This is a genomic window from Photorhabdus sp. CRCIA-P01, from assembly GCF_003545805.1.
Lineage (GTDB): Bacteria > Pseudomonadota > Gammaproteobacteria > Enterobacterales > Enterobacteriaceae > Photorhabdus > Photorhabdus antumapuensis.
Genome location: NZ_NMQR01000012.1, coordinates 84,564 through 103,011, shown reverse-complemented (window position 1 = coordinate 103,011; position 18,448 = coordinate 84,564). Strand labels below are relative to the sequence as shown.

General features: G+C 41.7%; 16 protein-coding genes and 1 other annotated feature. Of the genes, 10 read left to right on the top strand and 6 right to left on the bottom strand.

Translation table 11 applies throughout. The annotated features are described in order from the left end of the window. Window positions 1-77: 77 nt before the first annotated feature. On the bottom strand, window positions 78-1,709 hold the full coding sequence (locus tag D3222_RS09910; protein WP_118986008.1) for a glycoside hydrolase family 18 protein: 1,632 nt from the start codon (window positions 1,707-1,709) through the stop codon (window positions 78-80). Between the two features lie 813 nt (window positions 1,710-2,522). Next, window positions 2,523-2,623, top strand: a sequence feature (Trp leader region). 28 nt (window positions 2,624-2,651) lie between these two features. Here D3222_RS09910 and D3222_RS09905 point away from each other — a divergent pair. From D3222_RS09905 to trpA, 6 genes are all read left to right on the top strand, one after another. Then, complete coding sequence (locus tag D3222_RS09905; RefSeq protein ID WP_118986007.1) at window positions 2,652-4,250, top strand: anthranilate synthase component 1; 1,599 nt, start codon at window positions 2,652-2,654, stop codon at window positions 4,248-4,250. Next, on the top strand, window positions 4,250-4,828 hold the full coding sequence (locus D3222_RS09900; RefSeq protein WP_112875890.1) for a glutamine amidotransferase-related protein: 579 nt from the start codon (window positions 4,250-4,252) through the stop codon (window positions 4,826-4,828). Before D3222_RS09905 ends, D3222_RS09900 begins: the two co-directional genes overlap by 1 nt. A gap of 13 nt (window positions 4,829-4,841) precedes the next feature. Next, window positions 4,842-5,840, top strand: coding sequence for an anthranilate phosphoribosyltransferase (gene trpD / locus D3222_RS09895; RefSeq protein ID WP_118986006.1), 999 nt, complete (start codon window positions 4,842-4,844; stop codon window positions 5,838-5,840). 2 nt (window positions 5,841-5,842) lie between these two features. Continuing rightward, on the top strand, window positions 5,843-7,207 hold the full coding sequence (gene trpCF, locus D3222_RS09890; protein WP_118986005.1) for a bifunctional indole-3-glycerol-phosphate synthase TrpC/phosphoribosylanthranilate isomerase TrpF: 1,365 nt from the start codon (window positions 5,843-5,845) through the stop codon (window positions 7,205-7,207). A 76-nt stretch (window positions 7,208-7,283) separates the two neighbouring features. Next, a complete protein-coding gene (gene trpB / locus D3222_RS09885; protein ID WP_118986004.1) occupies window positions 7,284-8,474 on the top strand; it encodes a tryptophan synthase subunit beta in 1,191 nt (396 codons plus the stop codon). Then, window positions 8,474-9,280, top strand: a complete 807-nt coding sequence (trpA, locus tag D3222_RS09880) for a tryptophan synthase subunit alpha (RefSeq protein WP_118986003.1) — start codon at window positions 8,474-8,476, stop codon at window positions 9,278-9,280. Before trpB ends, trpA begins: the two co-directional genes overlap by 1 nt. Window positions 9,281-9,375: 95 nt before the next feature. On the opposite strand, the gene ompW is transcribed toward trpA, so the two are convergent. Next, window positions 9,376-10,017, bottom strand: coding sequence for an outer membrane protein OmpW (ompW, locus tag D3222_RS09875; RefSeq protein ID WP_112875886.1), 642 nt, complete (start codon window positions 10,015-10,017; stop codon window positions 9,376-9,378). A 563-nt stretch (window positions 10,018-10,580) separates the two neighbouring features. On the opposite strand from ompW, the gene D3222_RS09865 reads away from it, so the two are divergent. Then, window positions 10,581-11,351, top strand: coding sequence for a YciC family protein (locus tag D3222_RS09865; protein WP_118986001.1), 771 nt, complete (start codon window positions 10,581-10,583; stop codon window positions 11,349-11,351). A gap of 285 nt (window positions 11,352-11,636) precedes the next feature. On the opposite strand, the gene D3222_RS09860 is transcribed toward D3222_RS09865, so the two are convergent. Together D3222_RS09860 and D3222_RS09855 are read right to left on the bottom strand one after the other, a co-directional pair. After that, on the bottom strand, window positions 11,637-12,212 hold the full coding sequence (locus D3222_RS09860) for an Ail/Lom family outer membrane beta-barrel protein (RefSeq protein WP_118986000.1): 576 nt from the start codon (window positions 12,210-12,212) through the stop codon (window positions 11,637-11,639). A gap of 380 nt (window positions 12,213-12,592) precedes the next feature. Next, on the bottom strand, window positions 12,593-14,323 hold the full coding sequence (locus D3222_RS09855; protein WP_118985999.1) for a SulP family inorganic anion transporter: 1,731 nt from the start codon (window positions 14,321-14,323) through the stop codon (window positions 12,593-12,595). Window positions 14,324-14,549: 226 nt separating this feature from the next. Between D3222_RS09855 and D3222_RS09850 the strand changes: the two genes are divergently transcribed. Then, window positions 14,550-15,086, top strand: a complete 537-nt coding sequence (locus D3222_RS09850) for a septation protein A (RefSeq protein ID WP_118985998.1) — start codon at window positions 14,550-14,552, stop codon at window positions 15,084-15,086. A 77-nt stretch (window positions 15,087-15,163) separates the two neighbouring features. Next, window positions 15,164-15,595: an acyl-CoA thioester hydrolase YciA gene (gene yciA, locus D3222_RS09845; RefSeq protein ID WP_118985997.1), complete on the top strand. Its 432-nt coding sequence runs from the start codon at window positions 15,164-15,166 to the stop codon at window positions 15,593-15,595. A 74-nt stretch (window positions 15,596-15,669) separates the two neighbouring features. Here the strand turns inward: yciA and tonB are convergent, their stop codons facing one another. Both tonB and D3222_RS09835 read right to left on the bottom strand, forming a co-directional pair. Then, window positions 15,670-16,350: a TonB system transport protein TonB gene (gene tonB, locus D3222_RS09840; protein ID WP_118985996.1), complete on the bottom strand. Its 681-nt coding sequence runs from the start codon at window positions 16,348-16,350 to the stop codon at window positions 15,670-15,672. Window positions 16,351-16,452: 102 nt separating this feature from the next. Then, entirely contained in the window at window positions 16,453-16,635 is a 183-nt protein-coding gene (locus tag D3222_RS09835) for a YciY family protein (protein WP_118985995.1), read from the bottom strand. Window positions 16,636-16,882: 247 nt separating this feature from the next. On the opposite strand from D3222_RS09835, the gene cls reads away from it, so the two are divergent. Further along, window positions 16,883-18,343, top strand: a complete 1,461-nt coding sequence (cls, locus tag D3222_RS09830) for a cardiolipin synthase (protein WP_118985994.1) — start codon at window positions 16,883-16,885, stop codon at window positions 18,341-18,343. Window positions 18,344-18,448: the final 105 nt, after the last annotated feature.

Sequence of the window (18,448 nt, the reverse complement as noted above, 5' to 3'; positions counted from 1 at the left end):
TTAATCGGCAACACCTGAATAGAACAGTTATAGAGACTATAACCACCTTAAGTAGTGAGATTTTTTAAAGCATAAATTCAATTTAATTTACATTCTTCACACTGCTTCTCTTTCGGTTTATCGTAAGAAGGAAGTTCACCTTCGAAATAAAACGGCTCCATTTCAATCACTTTTTTAATCGCCTTACGACCCAATCCTTCATGAGCCGCATTAGTTAGCAAGCCATTATCTTGATCGCCGGTCCAAATAAATAAACCACCTAAACCTTTTTCTTTAACATAGCGGCCTTTTTCTCTGACTGAGCGTGGCGTATCTAACGACATAAATACTTTGAGATCTTTATTATAAAGATAGTCAGCTTTAGCTACCGGATCATGAAAAACTGAAAAACCATTACGACCTATTTGATTTTCATAATCAACATAGTTATAGATAATATCTGTCCATTCAGTGACGCTGTATTCGAAACTCCCTACCGTGGATGTTCCATCTGTATATGTTCCAACCAGCTGTTCATTATCCTTACTCTCTAACTCCGCAGTTTTGGCATTACGTGTATAACCAGAATAGCCGATATAAATTAATTTCTTATCAATCCCTAAAGAGATAAGATAGTTAACTGCATCATCGACTGAATATTTAGAATATTGATCATCTTCTTTGCGATAAAGATTGGTATGATGAGATATTTTTTTATCGCCTAATGTAAAGAAATCATAAGTCATTAAGTTGATTTCATTGACACCGGCGGCGATTAATTCTGGAATATGTGCTGCTTTGATTTTTTCTATATCGGCAGAAGCAGCAATACTAATTCCTTTTAAATTACTGATATTGGCATTTTTTAAATCCTTAATAAGCTCAGCAAAATACTTATAATCATCTTCACCAAATGGGTTACCTTCCCCCGCAGAACCAGGATATTCCCAATCAAGATCAATATGAGTTAGCATAGGGAATCTGGTGTATAAATCTTTAACCCCCTCAACAAATCGTTGTCGCAGTTTCTCATCACGGCAAACTTTATAAAAAGCACCACTCATTGACCAACCGCCAACGCTGACGGAAATTTCCAGATCCGGATTTTCATCTTTAAGTAAACGTAATCCTCCTAATACCCCTTGGGCTTTATCTTGCTGATATAAATCTATAGGATTGCCCGCCCATTGAGTAAAACCACAATTAAGATAAGCTGCAACATCAGCCCAAGGATCAATTGGAATAGGTTTACCTTCGTGATTCTCAAGAATATCTTGTTCAGCATTCCCCATTTGCCATCCATTTACACCCGCGGCAGCGATGATAGTTGCTTTCTTCTCCCCGGGATCGCCAATAATACCTGCAAAGCTAAAGATAATTCTTTTAAACGGTTTTCCTTTTTCTTTATCACCTTTAAAGCGCATTAAATCAGCACTTCTGCCACCATTCTTTTTAAAAGAATCATCATTTATCGGCGCTAAACGTTCATCATAGATTGACCAATCAGATAAATAACAGAAAACGCCAAAATCATCCTTCTCCTCGTAAGTATTAAAAACAGTTTTAGCAAGTCTTGTTGGTGTATAGGATAATGCGCCATCGGTTGTTTTAGGATCAAAACCATTTAACCGATAAGTTTTCTGCGCCGCACCTTCTTCCGAATCTTTAACTTTATGTGGATCAGTTTCATACACCAATTGGCTATCTGCTTTGGGTTCATTTTCACTCATATCTTACTCCACTAATAGTACAATTATTTTAAACATCAGAGAGTTAAATCATGGCAGTCCATGCCAGAATATCGTTCCCCCTGGCATACCTATAACGTATTAAATACAAAGGATTACATCGCGTTAACTGATAAAGATCTAAATTTTAAATAACACGATATGTTAGAGCCATGAATACTACTTCTCACAGTAATATCGGTTAAACCTCTTTTTTTCATATGCAGATATAAAAATTGATTATCTATTCTCCTCGTTTGCCTATTGACTCAAACAAAATCCAGCCAATCCTGCTCTTTAACCCATTTTGACTATCGCTAAATTCTTTTTTCCATGAAACATGATTTACCTACTTAATATTACTAAATATATATCATAGCTATATCATGAAATAATAATATGAGTTATTTGTGACAGTAAGATAATAATTTCATTAAAATTAAGCACCCTATATTATCCTATCTCTAACTATTGAACACTTTATGTTACACTGTAACAAAACATCACCAAATTAACCTTCAATTTCCTCTAATAATATTAATTTTCATAACCTAAGTTCTATAGGAAATTAACTGCTTATAATGTTGATCATTCCTAAATTCGAGGAATAGTACGGCAATTTAATTATGATCATCAACACTTTTAAGTACCGCTTAATGACTAAGGCGTTACCCGTGACCGCACAAATTAATAAATGCGCCAAAAAATCCTTGACACACTAATGCCGTTCCACTTTACTAGTACGAGAGTGAGAGCGATATTGTCTTGTATACCAATATTAAAGAGGCACTGAAAATGGCTGTATTCATGACGTCTATCCGTTGGTGGCATAACTTCCCAGTAAGGGCGGTATGGTCACGCACATAAATTAACAGTGCCAAATTACCAAAACCCGCCTAACCAGCGGGTTTTTTTATATGCATAACTGATTAACAGGACGAAAAAATGACGGATAAACAACCAAAAATCACAGTAATCGAGCAAGAAACCGCTTACCAACCCGATCCTACTCTACTATTCAATCAACTCTGTGGTGAGCGACCAGCAACTTTATTGCTGGAATCCGCAGAAATTAACAGCAAAAAAAACTTAAAAAGTCTGCTAATTATCGATAGTGCCTTGCGCATCAGTGCCAACGGCAATCAGGTGACTTTTGACGCTTTGACAGAAAATGGCCGAACTTTATTACCTATCTTAGCCAACAAATTTCCCAGCAACGTTCAATCTGAAATGACACATGATGCTCTGCAAGTTACCTTCCCTCCAATCAATCACAATCGGTTAGATGAAGATAATCGTCTGAAAGCTGTATCCGTATTTGATGCACTGCGTGCCCTACTTTCTCTGGAGGAAGAGCCATCACCATACAATTCATCTCCGTTCAATTCATTGCCATACAATACAGAAGCGATATTCGTTGGTGGCCTGTTTTCCTACGACTTGGTGGCCGGATTTGAGCCGTTACCGGCAGTAAAAACCGTTCAACGCTGTCCTGATTTCTGTTTTTATCTCGCAGAAACGTTATTGGTGATCGACCACCAGAATGAAAATTCACGCTTGCAAGTTTCGCTTTTCAGTGATTCTCAAGCAGAAGAGCAGCACCTTAAGCAACGATTGAAAGCATTAGCGGCACTCATTACCGAGCCCATTGAACCAGTACAACAAATCTCTCTGCCAACCATGAAAGTTTCATACAATCGGGATGACAAGACCTATGCAGAAATGGTGGCACAGTTACAACAATACATCCGCCAAGGGGATATTTTTCAGGTCGTGCCATCAAGACGCTTCTTTCTGCCCTGCCCGGCACCGCTTCATGCTTATCAAAAACTTAAGTACCATAATCCAAGTCCTTACATGTTTTTCATGCAGGACAAGGAGTTCTGTCTGTTTGGTGCTTCTCCTGAAAGCGCACTTAAATATGATGCGTCCAATCGCCAGATTGAAATTTACCCGATCGCCGGCACCCGCCCTCGTGGGCGCAATGCTGCCGGCGAGCTGGATGCTGATCTAGACAGCCGAACCGAACTGGAGATGCGAACAGATCATAAGGAATTGGCTGAACACTTGATGCTGGTTGATTTGGCCCGTAATGACCTGGCTCGCATTTGTGAACCGGGCAGCCGTTATGTCTCTGATCTGACAAAAGTCGATCGCTACTCTTTTGTTATGCATCTGGTCTCCCGCGTCGTGGGAACATTACGCCATGATTTAGATATTTTTCATGCTTATCAAGCGTGTATGAATATGGGCACCCTTACCGGCGCACCGAAAGTACGCGCAATGCAACTTATCGCTCACTACGAAAGTGAACGCCGAGGCAGCTACGGCGGTGCTGTCGGTTATTTCACCGGCAAAGGGGATATGGATAATTGTATCGTTATCCGCTCTGCTTATGTAGAAGATGGCATAGCGACTATTCAGGTTGGCGCAGGTATCGTACTGGATTCCGAACCTTTAGCCGAATCCGAAGAGACCCGCAACAAAGCAAGAGCAGTCATTCGTGCAATTATTGAGGCTCATCAGGCAGAGGAGATGTTCTAATGGCAAATATTCTTCTACTCGACAACGTGGATTCATTCACCTATAACCTCGTCGATCAATTACGTCATCATGGTCATCAAGTTGTTATCTATCGTAATACTGTTGCAACTGAAATGATTATGCAGCAATTAAGAATGCTCTCCTCTCCGTTATTGATGCTTTCACCGGGACCGGGTAAACCCTCTGACGCAGGTTGTATGCCTCAATTACTCCAACAAACCATCGGCAAAATCCCTGTGATCGGCATCTGTCTTGGGCATCAAGCCATTATTGAAGCTTATGGTGGAGAAATTTCCGCGGCTGATGAGATCCTACACGGCAAAGCTTCTCTGGCAAAACACGATAATCAAGCTATGTTCGCTAATCTGGAAAACCCGCTACCCGTTGCTCGTTATCACTCTCTCACGGGTAGACGAATTCCATCTGAACTGACTATTTCCGCCCGTTGTGGCGACACGGTTATGGCGGTTCGCCACGATAAACATAAGGTTTGTGGATTTCAATTTCACCCAGAATCGATTCTCACAACTCATGGCGCTAAATTGCTTGAACAAACTCTGGTTTGGGCACTAAATTAAAGGAGAGATGAAAATGCAAGCTATTTTCAACAAATTGTTTAATGCGCAGACACTGACACAACAAGAAAGCCAGCAACTATTTGCCGCCATTATTCAAGGAGAATTAAGTGAACCACAACTCGCTGCCGTACTTATCAGCATGAAATTACGGGGTGAACAACCACAGGAGATTGCCGGTGCAGCCCAAGCATTATTGGCAAATGCCCTGCCATTTCCACGGCCGGATTACACTTTCTGCGATATCGTCGGAACGGGCGGTGATGGTGCGAACAGTATCAATATTTCAACCGCCAGTGCCTTTGTCGCCTCGGCTTGCCATATTAAAATTGCCAAACATGGTAATCGCAGTGTTTCCAGCCGATCAGGTTCTTCTGATTTGCTGGCAGCGTTTGGGATCGCCCTTGACATCAGCGCGGAATGTGCTCGTAGTGCACTGGATGAAATTGGCATCTGTTTCCTATTTGCGCCACATTATCATCTGGGATTCTGTCATTCGATGCCGGTACGTCAACAACTGAAAACCCGGACTATATTTAATATATTAGGTCCTTTGATTAACCCGGCACGTCCGCCATTGGCATTAATTGGCGTCTACAGTCCCGAGCTCGTTGAGCCTATCGCTCGAACCTTACTGGTTCTCGGCTATCAACGGGCAGCGGTTGTACACAGTGGTGGCATGGATGAAGTCGCACTGCATGCACCAACGAAAGTGGCGGAAATTAACGAGGGAGAAATTACCCATTATCAATTAAATGCCGAAGATTTTGGTTTACAACGTCATCCAATGTCCGCATTAAAAGGAGGTTCACCAGTGGATAATCGTGAAATGCTCAGTTTATTGTTACAAGGACGGGGTAAGAAAGCCCATGCAGATGCCGTTGCGGCTAACGTTGCTCTGTTAATGAAAATTCATGGACAGGAAGATTTACGTCATAACACACAACAAGCTCTCGAAACTATTCACAGTGGCCGAGCTTATGAACGAGTTATAGCACTTGCAACAAGGAGTTAATCATGCAAGCTACCATTTTACAGAAAATTGTTAATGATAAAGCCGAATATCTTATTAATCGCAAACAGCAACAACCATTGGAAAGTTTTATTGATGCTGTTGTTGCCAGCAACCGCCATTTTTATCAGGCACTAAACAGTGAACAGACGGTTTTTATTCTGGAATGCAAAAAGGCATCTCCTTCTAAAGGCGTTATTCGTCAGGATTTTGATCCCATTCAAATAGCGAAAATTTATCAGCCCCATGCAACCGCCATCTCTGTATTAACTGATGAAAAATATTTTCAAGGCAACTATGAATTTCTTCGTTTAGTCAGTGATGCTGTTCACCAGCCAGTATTGTGCAAAGATTTTATTATCGATCCTTATCAAGTTTATCTTGCCCGTTATTATCAAGCCGATGCGATTTTGCTGATGCTTTCCGTGCTTGATGATCAGCAATATATTGCGCTGTCTGAACTTGCGCATAGCCTGAATATGGGTGTACTGACTGAAATCAGCTCGGAGGAAGAGCGAGCCAGAGCGGTTGCACTAAAAGCTAAAGTTATTGGTATCAATAACCGTGATCTGAGAGATCTTTCCATCGATTTAAACCGTACCAAACAACTTGCGCCACAGTTACCGGAAGAAACCATTGTTATTAGCGAATCGGGTATCCACCAGCATCAACAAATTCGTGAGCTTAGCCATTATGCTAATGGCTTTCTCATTGGCAGTGCTTTGATGGCCCAACACAATCTGGACTTAGCATTACGTCAACTGATTCTGGGTGAAAATAAAGTCTGTGGATTAACTCGCCCACAAGATGCAAAAGAGGCATTACAGGCAGGTGCTGTGTATGGTGGTTTGATATTTGCTGAACATTCACCTCGCAAGATTGATATCCAACAGGCCCAACAAATTATCAATGCAGCAAATCTCAAATATGTCGGGGTATTTCAAAATCAATCATCGTCATTCATCAATCATACCGCCCGTGCCCTTTCTCTGGCGGCGGTGCAATTACATGGCGCCGAAGGCGAAGTTTATATTGCGGAACTGCGAAAAACACTGCCTGAAAATTGTCAAATCTGGAAAGCAATTGATATGTCGAAAGATGAACTTCACACCAAAGCCGGAAATGTTGACCGTTATTTACTTGATAACGGCAAAGGTGGAACCGGCCAAAGTTTCGATTGGCAATTACTTGAAAAACACTCACTCGCCAACATCATGCTAGCCGGTGGATTGAATGAAGAAAATTGCCAACAAGCAGCAAAATATGGCTGTTGCGGACTTGACTTTAACTCTGGCGTCGAAAGCGCACCCGGCATCAAAAGCAGCCATAAATTAAATAAAGTGTTTCAGCGACTACGCTGTTACCAATAAACAACAATTTTCCGATTAATGACAATTTTCCAATTAATAACAATTTTCCAATTAATAACAATGGACAAATAGAATAATGAGTAAGCTTAACCCCTATTTTGGTGATTTCGGTGGACAATTTGTACCGCAGATCCTTATTCCAGCCCTTGAACAATTAGAAGCCGCATTTATTGCCGCTCAGCAAGATCCCGAATTCCAGCAAGAATTTCAAGATCTACTAAAAAATTATGCAGGCAGGCCAACGGCATTAACTTTATGCCGTAATCTGACGAAAGGCACCAAAACTCGCCTTTATCTGAAACGAGAAGATCTATTACACGGCGGTGCCCATAAAACCAATCAGGTACTTGGTCAGGCACTATTGGCAAAACGCATGGGCAAAAACGAAATTATTGCAGAAACCGGCGCGGGTCAACATGGTGTAGCAACCGCCCTCACCTGCGCACTTTTAAATATGAAATGCCGCATTTATATGGGCGCTAAAGATGTGGAGCGCCAATCCCCTAATGTTTTCCGCATGCGTCTGATGGGAGCCGAAGTTATTCCGGTTCACAGCGGCTCCGCCACCTTAAAAGATGCTTGCAATGAAGCGTTACGTGATTGGTCTGGTAGCTATGATAAAGCCCACTATTTATTAGGGACTGCCGCTGGACCACATCCTTATCCGACGATGGTCCGAGAGTTCCAGCGTATGATCGGCGAAGAAGCCAAATCCCAGATTCTGGCAAAAGAGGGACGTCTGCCCGATGCCGTGTTGGCCTGTGTTGGTGGAGGCTCCAATGCCATTGGCATGTTTGCCGAATTTATTCCCGAAACATCAGTCCGCCTGATTGGTATTGAACCTGCCGGGCACGGTATCGAAACCGGTAAACATGGCGCTCCACTGAAACATGGCAAATTGGGTATCTATTTTGGTATGAAATCGCCAATGATGCAGACAGATGAAGGCCAGATTGAAGAGTCTTATTCTATTTCCGCCGGTCTGGATTTCCCTTCCGTTGGCCCTCAACATGCCTATCTGAACAGCATTGGACGGGCTGACTATGTTTCCATCACCGATGATGAAGCATTAGAAGCATTCAAAGCCCTTTCCCGTGAGGAAGGCATTATTCCAGCCCTCGAATCCTCTCATGCGCTGGCTTATGCTTTGAAAATGATTCATCAGGCTCCTGATAAAGAGCAATTACTGATCGTTAACCTATCCGGTCGCGGTGATAAAGACATATTTACTGTCCACGATATTTTAAAATCCAAGGGGGAAATCTAATGGAACGTTACGAGCAGCTATTTAAACAACTGGAAAGCCGTAAACAAGGTGCTTTTGTCCCCTTTGTCACCCTAGGTGATCCAACCCCGGAATTATCATTGAAAATTATTGATGCACTGATTATCGGTGGTGCTGATGCTCTTGAGTTAAGTATTCCTTTTTCCGATCCGCTGGCTGACGGCCCGACCATTCAGAATGCTAATCTGCGGGCTTTCTCCTCAAATGTGACTCCCACGCTCTGTTTTGAACTATTAACAAAAATTCGGGCAAAATATCCTGATATTCCTATTGGTTTATTAATGTATGCCAACCTGGTTTTTCATCATGGAATAGATGAGTTCTACCGCCGTTGCAAAGATACGGATATCGATTCGGTATTAGTTGCAGATGTTCCCATGCCAGAATCACGGCCATTCCGTACCGCAGCCATGAAACATGGGATTGCCCCCATTTTTATTTGTCCCCCCGACGCGGAAGATGAACTATTACGTGAAATTGCTTCTTATGGCCGCGGATATACCTACTTATTATCAAGAGCAGGAGTGACCGGTATAGAAAGACGAGGTGAAAAACCGTTAAATCATCTAGTCAATAAACTACGGGAATATCATGCTGCACCACCGTTACAGGGATTTGGTATTTCAGAACCTAAGCAGGTAAAAGAAACATTAGCGAGTGGCGCAGCGGGAACCATTTCCGGATCGGCCGTCGTTAAAATTATTGAACAAAATCTTTCTCAGCCAGAAACAATGCTGGGAAAACTGGCTGAATTTGTATCAAAAATGAAGTCTGCCACTCAACTGTAATGTAAAAAATATAGTATAAAAATGGGGCAGAACCTGCCCCATACTTTTATATACCTTTCATAGCAAACAGCCATGTCAAACAAACACAGCTCTTATCAGAAGTGATAACCGGCACTAAACATAAATACCCACGGATCAATCCGGGTATCGATTTTATGATGCTGGTCACCCGCTTTAAATTTCACATCCGTTTCAATATTTACCCACCACACAGAGGCATTTATCATCCAGTTCTGATCTAACTCATAATCCAGACCAACGTGACCGGCAACACCCCAAGAATCTTTCAGATCCAGACTATGCAAATTACCATCTTTAACGGCATCATTACCATTAAACTTTTCATTAAAGAAAGTCGTGTAGTTTAGACCAATACCGACATAGGGGCGAAATTGATTTTCTTTAGAACCGAAATAGTATTGCGCCATTAATGTCGGCGGCAAACTTTTTATTTTAGCAATATTCCCGACACCCGGTAAACTTACTCTGTTCTGGAAAGGTGTCCCTGCCAGTAATTCAACACCAATATTATCGGTAATCATATAACCAAAAGTCAAACCCATCTGGGTATTATTATCCGCACTAAGAGATCCCAAACCTAACACATTATCAGAGCCAGTATTGGGTCTGACTGTTGCACTACCTGCGCGGAAAATAAAGTCACCCGCTTCATGAGCAAAAGCGAATGATGGTGCTAACGTTGCCGCTGCTAATACAAATGCAGAAATTTTTTTCATTATTCATCCCATTCCTGTGATTTAAAGTCAATCAAAATATACTCATATATTAGAAATCATGATCCAAGACAGATCACATCTTTCAAAGAATTTCAGCAAAACCGCATATTTATAATATTATTATTTCAATTTGGAATTATTTTAAATTGATCAAAATCAAAGTTTATTTATTATTAATCAGTTAGAAATTTTTTGTTTATATACCCATTCAGATGTTTTATCTTTCCTCTTATTATATTTCCATTATGTTTTAATAAGGTTAATTTTATGTTTATTTTTATCTTAAAAATATAATGTGAAGAATTTTTTTCTGTCATCAACAATCACAACTATACCTAATAGATTTCGAGTTGCAGCGCGGCGGCAAGTGAACGAATCCCCAGGAGCATAGATAACTATGTGACTGGGGTGAGTGAAAGCAGCCAACAAAGCAGCAGCTTGAAAGATGAAGAATATAACCATTAATTTATCCGCATCATCTCGTTTCTACTATCCACGTTTCCCCATAACAAGGTACAATCACCCCCTATGCATTGTTGTTTAACCTGATAGGAGCTGTCTTCATGCCAATCACGGCGAATACCCTGTACCGTGACAGTTTTAACTTTTTCAAGAATCAACTGTTAAGTACCCTGACCCTGGCCGTTCTGGCGGCTCTGGTTACCACCTTATTGGGGCACCTGTTTATTCCTGACAGCGAACAGATGAAGTTGCTGACAGAAGCAGAATTCACGTTTGCCACCTCAGGCAAGGCCGGTATTCAGGAACTGGTGTCTCAAATGACCCCAGAGCAACAGTCAATGATCATGCGTGCGGGAATCGGAACCATTTTCTCAAGTATGATTGGTAGCGTGCTACTGGTTGGTGGTGTATTGACGCTGGTTGCGGCGGTTTCAGCGGGAAATCGTATCTCTTCATTACAGGCAATTGGTTTATCAGCAAGCCAATTACCGAAACTGTTCCTGTTACTGCTTATCTGCACCCTGCTAATTCAACTTGGCTTGATGCTTATGTTGGTACCAGGCATTATTTTGTCTATCGCACTGGCTTTATCACCCGTGATTATGACTACCGAGCGTCACGGCGTTTTTGCTTCCATGAAAATAAGCTGGAAACTGGCATTTGCCAATATTCGCTTGCTGGTTCCGGCAATTCTTTTATGGCTGACCGCTAAGCTCTTGCTGGCGTTTATTATTGACCGTCTAACATTCATTCACAGTGAGATGGCAGGCATCACTCTTGGTGTATTTAATAACCTCATCTCAGCCATTTTGCTGATTTACCTGTTCCGGTTGTATATGCTGATTACCTCTTCACAACAAAAATCAATATAAAATAGCGATTCAAATATACCTAATAGATTTCGAGTTGCACGCGGCGGCAAGTGAACGAATCCCCAGGAGCATGGATAACGATGTGACTGGGGTGAGTGAAAATAGCCAACAAAGCAGCAGCTTGAAAGATGAAGGGTATAAAACCCCATGGCAATAAAACTATGGGATAAACAGAATAAGCTAGTCATAGCTGGATTAAGCTAAAATGCAAAAAAATTCCCTGTTTTTTCAACAGGGAATTTTATAGAAAGGAGAGCTAATTAAATATCAATTAGCGAATTTCGGTTAGAATCGATAGCCGACACCAACTACCCAAGTACCTACTTTAGTGTCATCCAGTTTTGAATATTCATAGGATGTATCAATAGTCCAATTTGGCATAGGATTAAACTGTAATCCTAAACCATAAGCAACTGATGTCTTATTACTTTTATAGTCACGGTCATGACCCAGAACAGAAACCTCACCCTTAACCTTTCCATGTGCAGCACCAATTAAACCGTATGCACTAACATAGTCATTAAAACGATATATAGGACCCGCCATCAGAGAATAATAATCCAGCTCAGACTTACCTACCTTGCTACTATTAATATATAAATCGTTATCCAAATGGGTATACGTGAATGAACCAATAACACCCAAATTACTATCCAGCTCGTAGCGGTACTTCAAGTTAAAGCCCTTTGGATTACCGTCAAGTGAGTTACTATCAAAAGGGTTACCAGCTAAATTCTTACTATCAAACTTTACATGACTCTGAGCATAACCACCCGAAATCGTACTTTCACCGGCATTTGCCGCAAATGCGAATACAGATAAACCTGCTGCCACCACTGAAGCTACCAATGCTCTTTTCATTGAAAATCCCTAACGTTGTATAAAATATAGAAAAGATTAATTATGGGGCGCAATTATTTATCAGCAACCAATAGAAAACAACTTAATCCCATTTATTGTTAACTTTCCGTTTAACTAAATAAACTAGTGACGCTCCCGCCTTTATCATGAAAATCCTCCCACTGCAATCGACTGTTGTTCGTATTTATAGCTCTTTATTACTATTGGGATAAAAGCAAAAAATTCCCTGTTTTACAACAGGGAATTTGTCTAGAAAACACAGTGATAACTAATAGAGGAATAATCTTTAGATTACATTAAACTAAAACCTCCTTGTTTGTTATGATCTAATCATATTTTTTTATTCAACGAACTTCAAATCAACAACCAACTGTAACTTATTATCCTTTAATGTAATTAGAGTACCATTCGGGCTTACTTTGAATCATGCGTACCGCAAAATAGAGATCGGGCACCACAATTAGATCGTCATCACTACTTCGCAGTTTATTCTGCTTTATCCAACGGGTAAGTTCTGTCCGGCGCCCGGCGAGCACCAATGTGATATCTCTTACTTTCAATTCACTAATCAACTCATCAATAGCAGCAAATACACTGACATCATCATGGGTAAAACTAACAGCCGCATCGACAACCAGCCAACCCGGACGTTTTTGCGTTTTGTTAGCTTTTTGAATTCTGTCAACATGCTGTAGTACCCGCTTTTTAAAATAGCTGACATTGAAATAAGTCAATGGCGAATTAAATCGATACATCATCACGCCATCTATTGGTTTAATATCATTGCCATGATTAATTGAATGAATCATTCCTTGGTCATTTACCCCCAGGAGCTGATCTGTCGGGCGGAATATAATTCGCAAAAACTGTAATAAACCAAGCAGAACAGCGAAACCAACACCGTTAATCAAACCCACCACTAGCACGGCAACCAATGTAAACAGTGATAAAGTAAATGCCTGATGATTTCGTTTCCTCAGTGACCAAATCCGCCATAAATCCAACAGTGACGATGCCGAATAAATCAGTACTACACCAAGAGATGACAACGGGATATAAGCCAGGAAACGGGTCATAAATAACAAAACCAGCAAAATAATAGTCGCTGCGATAACAGAGACCAATTGCGTTTTCCCACCAATCGCGTCATTAACCGCAGTACGACTGCTGGCAGCACTGACGGCAAATCCTTGTGATAAAGCAGAAGCAATGTTCGCAATACCTAAGGCCCTAAGTTCACAATCCGCATCAATCTGATAACTGTTTTTACTGGCAAAGCTACGGGCCGTCATCATAAAACTGACAAAGCTGATAACAGCAAGGTTCAAAGATGGGATAACTAGCTCACGCATAATGCCTGGCTGGAAATCGGGCATTGGCACAACAGGTAATCCTCCGCCGCTGACACTGCCAACAATCTGAATGCCATATTTTTCCAGATCAAATTGCCAGCTTACATAAGTCGCTAATACCATTGCCAACAAAGGCCCCGGCCAAGTTGGACGCAAGAAACGCACAATGAGCAAAATCAATACCGTAGCAACAGACATTGCCAGCGTCGGTAAATGTGTACTCATGAGCTTGGCAGGTAATGCGATCACTCGTTCAATCAATCCCTCCTGCACGCCAGCAAAACCAAAGATTTTAGCTAGCTGATCGACAATGATTGTCAATGCAACACCGTTCATTAATCCTTTCAGGATCGGTTTGGAAAGAAAATCAGCAAATGCACCTAATCGAAAGTGACTGGCGAGAACACACCATATCCCGGTCATTAAAGTCATTACGATCGTAAGCTGCCAGCGTACATCTTCATTATCAAAAACCAATGGCGCGACAGCCGCTGCAATAACGGCACACGTTGCGGCATCTGGCCCGACAATCAACTGTCTTGAAGTACCAAATAATGCATAAGCGAACATGGGTAAAATACATGCATAAAGACCGATAATTGCGCTTATTCCCATCAAGTCGGCATAAGCAATAGCAACTGGCAGAGCAACTGCGGCGACAGAAAGCCCGGCTCTTAAATCATGATTCAACCATTCCTTGCGATAATGAGAAAAATTGCCCAACCCTGGCATCCAACGCTGTAGTTTTTTCCACTGCATCTGGTTTATGCCCTCTTATTTTTCAACGGGTTTTGGCTATAATGCTGTGTTATATGCTCACTGACAACAGGAAGTTAATTACATCGCTCTTTATGGTAAAATTGTGCGAAACAGATCGATAAAAATCTTTATTTATCGATAAATAAAGCCATACTGTTGCCGCTTAGTATATTCAACCACCAAAATCGGATAGAGTCAGCTGCCGGAATTACAATAGGTTCAAACTATGAAACAACTTTTAGACTTTCTACCTTTAGTCGTCTTTTTTGTCGTATACAAAATGTATGACATTTTCTACGCTTCCGGGGCACTGATCGCCGCCACCGGTTTAGCTGTCGCTATAACTTATTTCCTCTACCGGAAAGTAGAGAAAGCTTCCCTGATCACGTTTATCATGGTTACTGTTTTCGGTACTTTAACTTTAGCTTTCCACAGTGATCTATTTATCAAATGGAAAGTGACCGCAATCTATGCCTTATTCGCATTAGCCTTGCTAGGCAGCCAATGGTTTATGAAAAAACCACTGATTCAGAAAATGCTAGGAAAAGAGCTGGTTTTACCCGATTTTGTCTGGAATAAACTCAATACGGCATGGGCTCTGTTTTTTATTGCCTGTGCACTGGCTAATATTTATGTGGCATTCTGGTTACCACAAGATGTCTGGGTTAACTTTAAAGTATTTGGTCTGACTGCCCTGACTCTGGTTTTCACCGTGCTCAGTGTAGTATATATTTACCGTCACCTGCCACGCGAACAGAAGTAACCCTATTCACATGGATATCTGCCTGCTATCGTCTGTAGGCAGGTATTGTTTTTTCATCAAATAAAGTAAAGTTTTCAATGACACAACAACAATTACCTAACGGAGAGTTAGTCCTCCGCACACTGGCTATGCCCGCTGATACCAACGCCAACGGAGATATTTTTGGTGGATGGTTAATGTCACAAATGGATATTGGTGGTGCAATTCTGGCAAAAGAAATCGCGGAAGGCCGTGTTGTCACTGTCAGAGTAGATGGTATTACTTTCCTGAAACCCGTTGCCGTTGGTGATGTCGTCTGCTGCTATGCACATTGTCTCAAAACCGGTAACAGTTCGATTACCATCAATATCGAAGTCTGGGTGAAGAAAGTCGCCTCTGAACCTGTCGGTCAACGCTACCGTGCAACCGAAGCAGTATTCACTTATGTCGCGGTTAATGAAGATAATACCCCGCGTCGGTTACCAGAAGGTAAAACCCACTTTCAACTCGCTAGCAGCACTAGCGAATAAGCCTAATTATTAATGGTTAATGGAAAAAGGAGCGTATCAATAATGCTCCTTTTTTATTTGCATTTCCCCGACCATCAGGATTGAGATATACCCGTAATTTTAAATTCAACGGTTGTGATATAACCCATCGCGGGTATTTTTTCAAAGCGCCATTTTCTCATCGCTTTTTTCACCTCCCTTTCAAAAACATTGGGTGGATTAGCGCCAATCACTTCTACATTTTTTACCCGTCCGTCTTCATCAATATCATATTTGACTTTCACATAACCTTCGGTACCCAATGCCGAAGCTCTGGATGGGTAGACAGGTAACGCTTTACTTAATGCTCTTGGCCCATTCCGCGGTTTAACCACGGGTTTATTCTGATTATTATCAGTACGGTTAGCCAATGCATTCTGATTAAACAACGGCTTTTCCGGTTGTTCAGCTCTCTTTTCAACGGGTTCAGATTGCTTTTTAACAATTTTCTTCTTCACTTCCGGTTTTAGCTTCTTCACCTCTGGTTTTGGAATTACCGGCTCCGGAACAGGTTCCGGCTCTTCTGGCTCTGACTCAGGTTCAGGCGCTGCCGGCTCTGAAACAGGAGCTTCTTCGGCAGCTAACTGAATCATAGCAACAGACATAAGTGCAGCATCAGGCTGCTTTTCCGGTATTGCAGAACAAAAAAGCGCGGCAGCAACAGAAACGTGTAAACAAACTGACAACAATATTGGCCAATGTATCCAGCGCATAAGGGAATTCTTGATTAGCAGCATAATATTCAATCCTCGAATGACTGCTAGTGTAAATGCAAATAGCAATCATATTCAATAAAGATTGTAGGAGAGCGTGAATATAAGGCCAAAAATATTATTTTTTCAATGTATCCATTCGCCATGCTGAACAAACAATAAAGCTCGACGCTGTTTATAACCATTTAATTTACGCAGTGAATAAATACGCAAATTGCGTCTTGATTGCCCTTCCAGCCAACGGCGACGGCGGTTGAGATTCTGGCGTAACATCCGCCACCGCCCTACTTCATTCCGACTACGTTTCATAAAAATCTACCTATAAAAACATCACGCTCATTATAAGCCTTTAAAAAAGATATCCAAGGCGTATCTGGATAGTACTTTTTGTCTCAATAATGCGAAATGACCAATATCAAGTATGATGCTTGCAGTATATTTGCCGATTTTTTGGTAAATTCATCGGGTTAATTAGATCGTTATATCCCGAATCTTGAGGAAACCGTGTTAAACGCCACCAACAGATGTCTGAACAAAACAGGATTGATTGCCGAATATGACAACCTTTTATTCCGTCCTAAGTTGGCTTGCTATTTTCTTTTATTGGCTGATTGTTGCCAGTATCACCTTACGCATTCTGATAAAACGCCGGCCTGTAACTTCCGCTATGACCTGGCTGCTGATTATTTATATCCTACCCTTAGTTGGAATCATCGCTTACCTGTCATTTGGTGAGCTGCATTTGGGGAAACGCAGAGTTGAACAAGCAAAAGCCATGTGGCCTTCAACAACCGTATGGCTCGAAGAATTGCGCAAATCTCGTCATATCTTCGCTACGGAAAATAGCGAAGTCGCGGCACCGCTATTCCAGCTTTGCGAACGACGGCAAGGGCTTGCGGGCGTTAAAGGTAACAAGATCCAACTACTGACAACCTATGACCATTCACTAAAAACCATTATCAAAGATATTGAGAATGCCAAGCACAGCATTGATATGGTGTTTTACATCTGGCAATCCGGCGGCTTAGTTGAACAAGTGACTGATGCGCTTATGGCCGCCGCACACCGAGGAGTTAGATGCCGTATTATGGTGGATTCAGCAGGTAGCTGGTTATATTGCCGTAGCCAATACCCGGATATCATGCGCCAGGCGGGAATTGAATTTGTTGAAGCTTTGCGGGTCAATATATTCCGTTTATTTCTACGCCGAATGGATCTGCGCCAGCATCGTAAAATTATCTTGATAGACGATTATATTTCTTATGCCGGCAGTATGAATATGGTCGATCCACGCTTCTTTAAACAAGATGCCGGTGTTGGGCAATGGATTGACATCATGGTACGAATGGAAGGGCCGGTTACCACAACCATGGGGGTTATTTACGCTTGTGACTGGGAAATGGAAACCGGTCAACGTATCTTTCCGCCATCACCAGATAACAATATCATGCCATTTGAACAGGCCAGTGGGCACACAACTCAGGTTATTGCATCCGGCCCCGGATTCCCTGAGGAATTGATTCAACAATCTTTAATGACGGCTATTTTCTCTGCCCGTAAACAACTGATTTTAACTACCCCTTATTTTGTTCCCAGTGATGACCTGACAAATGCGATTTGCACCGCAGCTTTACGAGGGGTTGAAGTGATTATTATCGTTCCACGCAGAAATAATTTCTTCCTGGTTCGTTGGGCAAGCCGGGCATTTTTTGCTGAACTATTAAACGCCGGTGTTAAGATTTATCAGTTTGAAGATGGATTGCTACATACCAAAAGCGTTTTAGTTGATGGCCAACTCAGCATGGTGGGGTCAGTGAATCTCGATATGCGTAGCCTGTGGCTGAATTTCGAAATTACCGTGGTTATTGATGATGAAAACTTTGGTAATGATCTGACGCTGGTGCAATACGATTATATAGCCCATTCTACATTGCTGGAAACCAATGAGTGGGAACAACGCCCTTTGTGGCATCGGATTATTGAGCGTATTTGTTACTTCTTTAGCCCGCTACTGTGACCAATCCCCTCGTCTTGTAAAGACGGGGGTACCAATCAATGCTTCATCATGCTTTAATTCACTCATCATGACCCACGAATAAATCAATATGGACAACAGATCCCC

Coding starts and splice junctions, on each gene's coding strand:
- D3222_RS09910 (WP_118986008.1), bottom strand. CDS start 1,709: ATGAGTGAAAATGAACCCAAAGCAGATAGCCAATTGGTGTATGAAACT.
- D3222_RS09905 (WP_118986007.1), top strand. CDS start 2,652: ATGACGGATAAACAACCAAAAATCACAGTAATCGAGCAAGAAACCGCT.
- D3222_RS09900 (WP_112875890.1), top strand. CDS start 4,250: ATGGCAAATATTCTTCTACTCGACAACGTGGATTCATTCACCTATAAC.
- trpD (WP_118986006.1), top strand. CDS start 4,842: ATGCAAGCTATTTTCAACAAATTGTTTAATGCGCAGACACTGACACAA.
- trpCF (WP_118986005.1), top strand. CDS start 5,843: ATGCAAGCTACCATTTTACAGAAAATTGTTAATGATAAAGCCGAATAT.
- trpB (WP_118986004.1), top strand. CDS start 7,284: ATGAGTAAGCTTAACCCCTATTTTGGTGATTTCGGTGGACAATTTGTA.
- trpA (WP_118986003.1), top strand. CDS start 8,474: ATGGAACGTTACGAGCAGCTATTTAAACAACTGGAAAGCCGTAAACAA.
- ompW (WP_112875886.1), bottom strand. CDS start 10,017: ATGAAAAAAATTTCTGCATTTGTATTAGCAGCGGCAACGTTAGCACCA.
- D3222_RS09865 (WP_118986001.1), top strand. CDS start 10,581: ATGCCAATCACGGCGAATACCCTGTACCGTGACAGTTTTAACTTTTTC.
- D3222_RS09860 (WP_118986000.1), bottom strand. CDS start 12,212: ATGAAAAGAGCATTGGTAGCTTCAGTGGTGGCAGCAGGTTTATCTGTA.
- D3222_RS09855 (WP_118985999.1), bottom strand. CDS start 14,323: ATGCAGTGGAAAAAACTACAGCGTTGGATGCCAGGGTTGGGCAATTTT.
- D3222_RS09850 (WP_118985998.1), top strand. CDS start 14,550: ATGAAACAACTTTTAGACTTTCTACCTTTAGTCGTCTTTTTTGTCGTA.
- yciA (WP_118985997.1), top strand. CDS start 15,164: ATGACACAACAACAATTACCTAACGGAGAGTTAGTCCTCCGCACACTG.
- tonB (WP_118985996.1), bottom strand. CDS start 16,350: ATGCTGCTAATCAAGAATTCCCTTATGCGCTGGATACATTGGCCAATA.
- D3222_RS09835 (WP_118985995.1), bottom strand. CDS start 16,635: ATGAAACGTAGTCGGAATGAAGTAGGGCGGTGGCGGATGTTACGCCAG.
- cls (WP_118985994.1), top strand. CDS start 16,883: ATGACAACCTTTTATTCCGTCCTAAGTTGGCTTGCTATTTTCTTTTAT.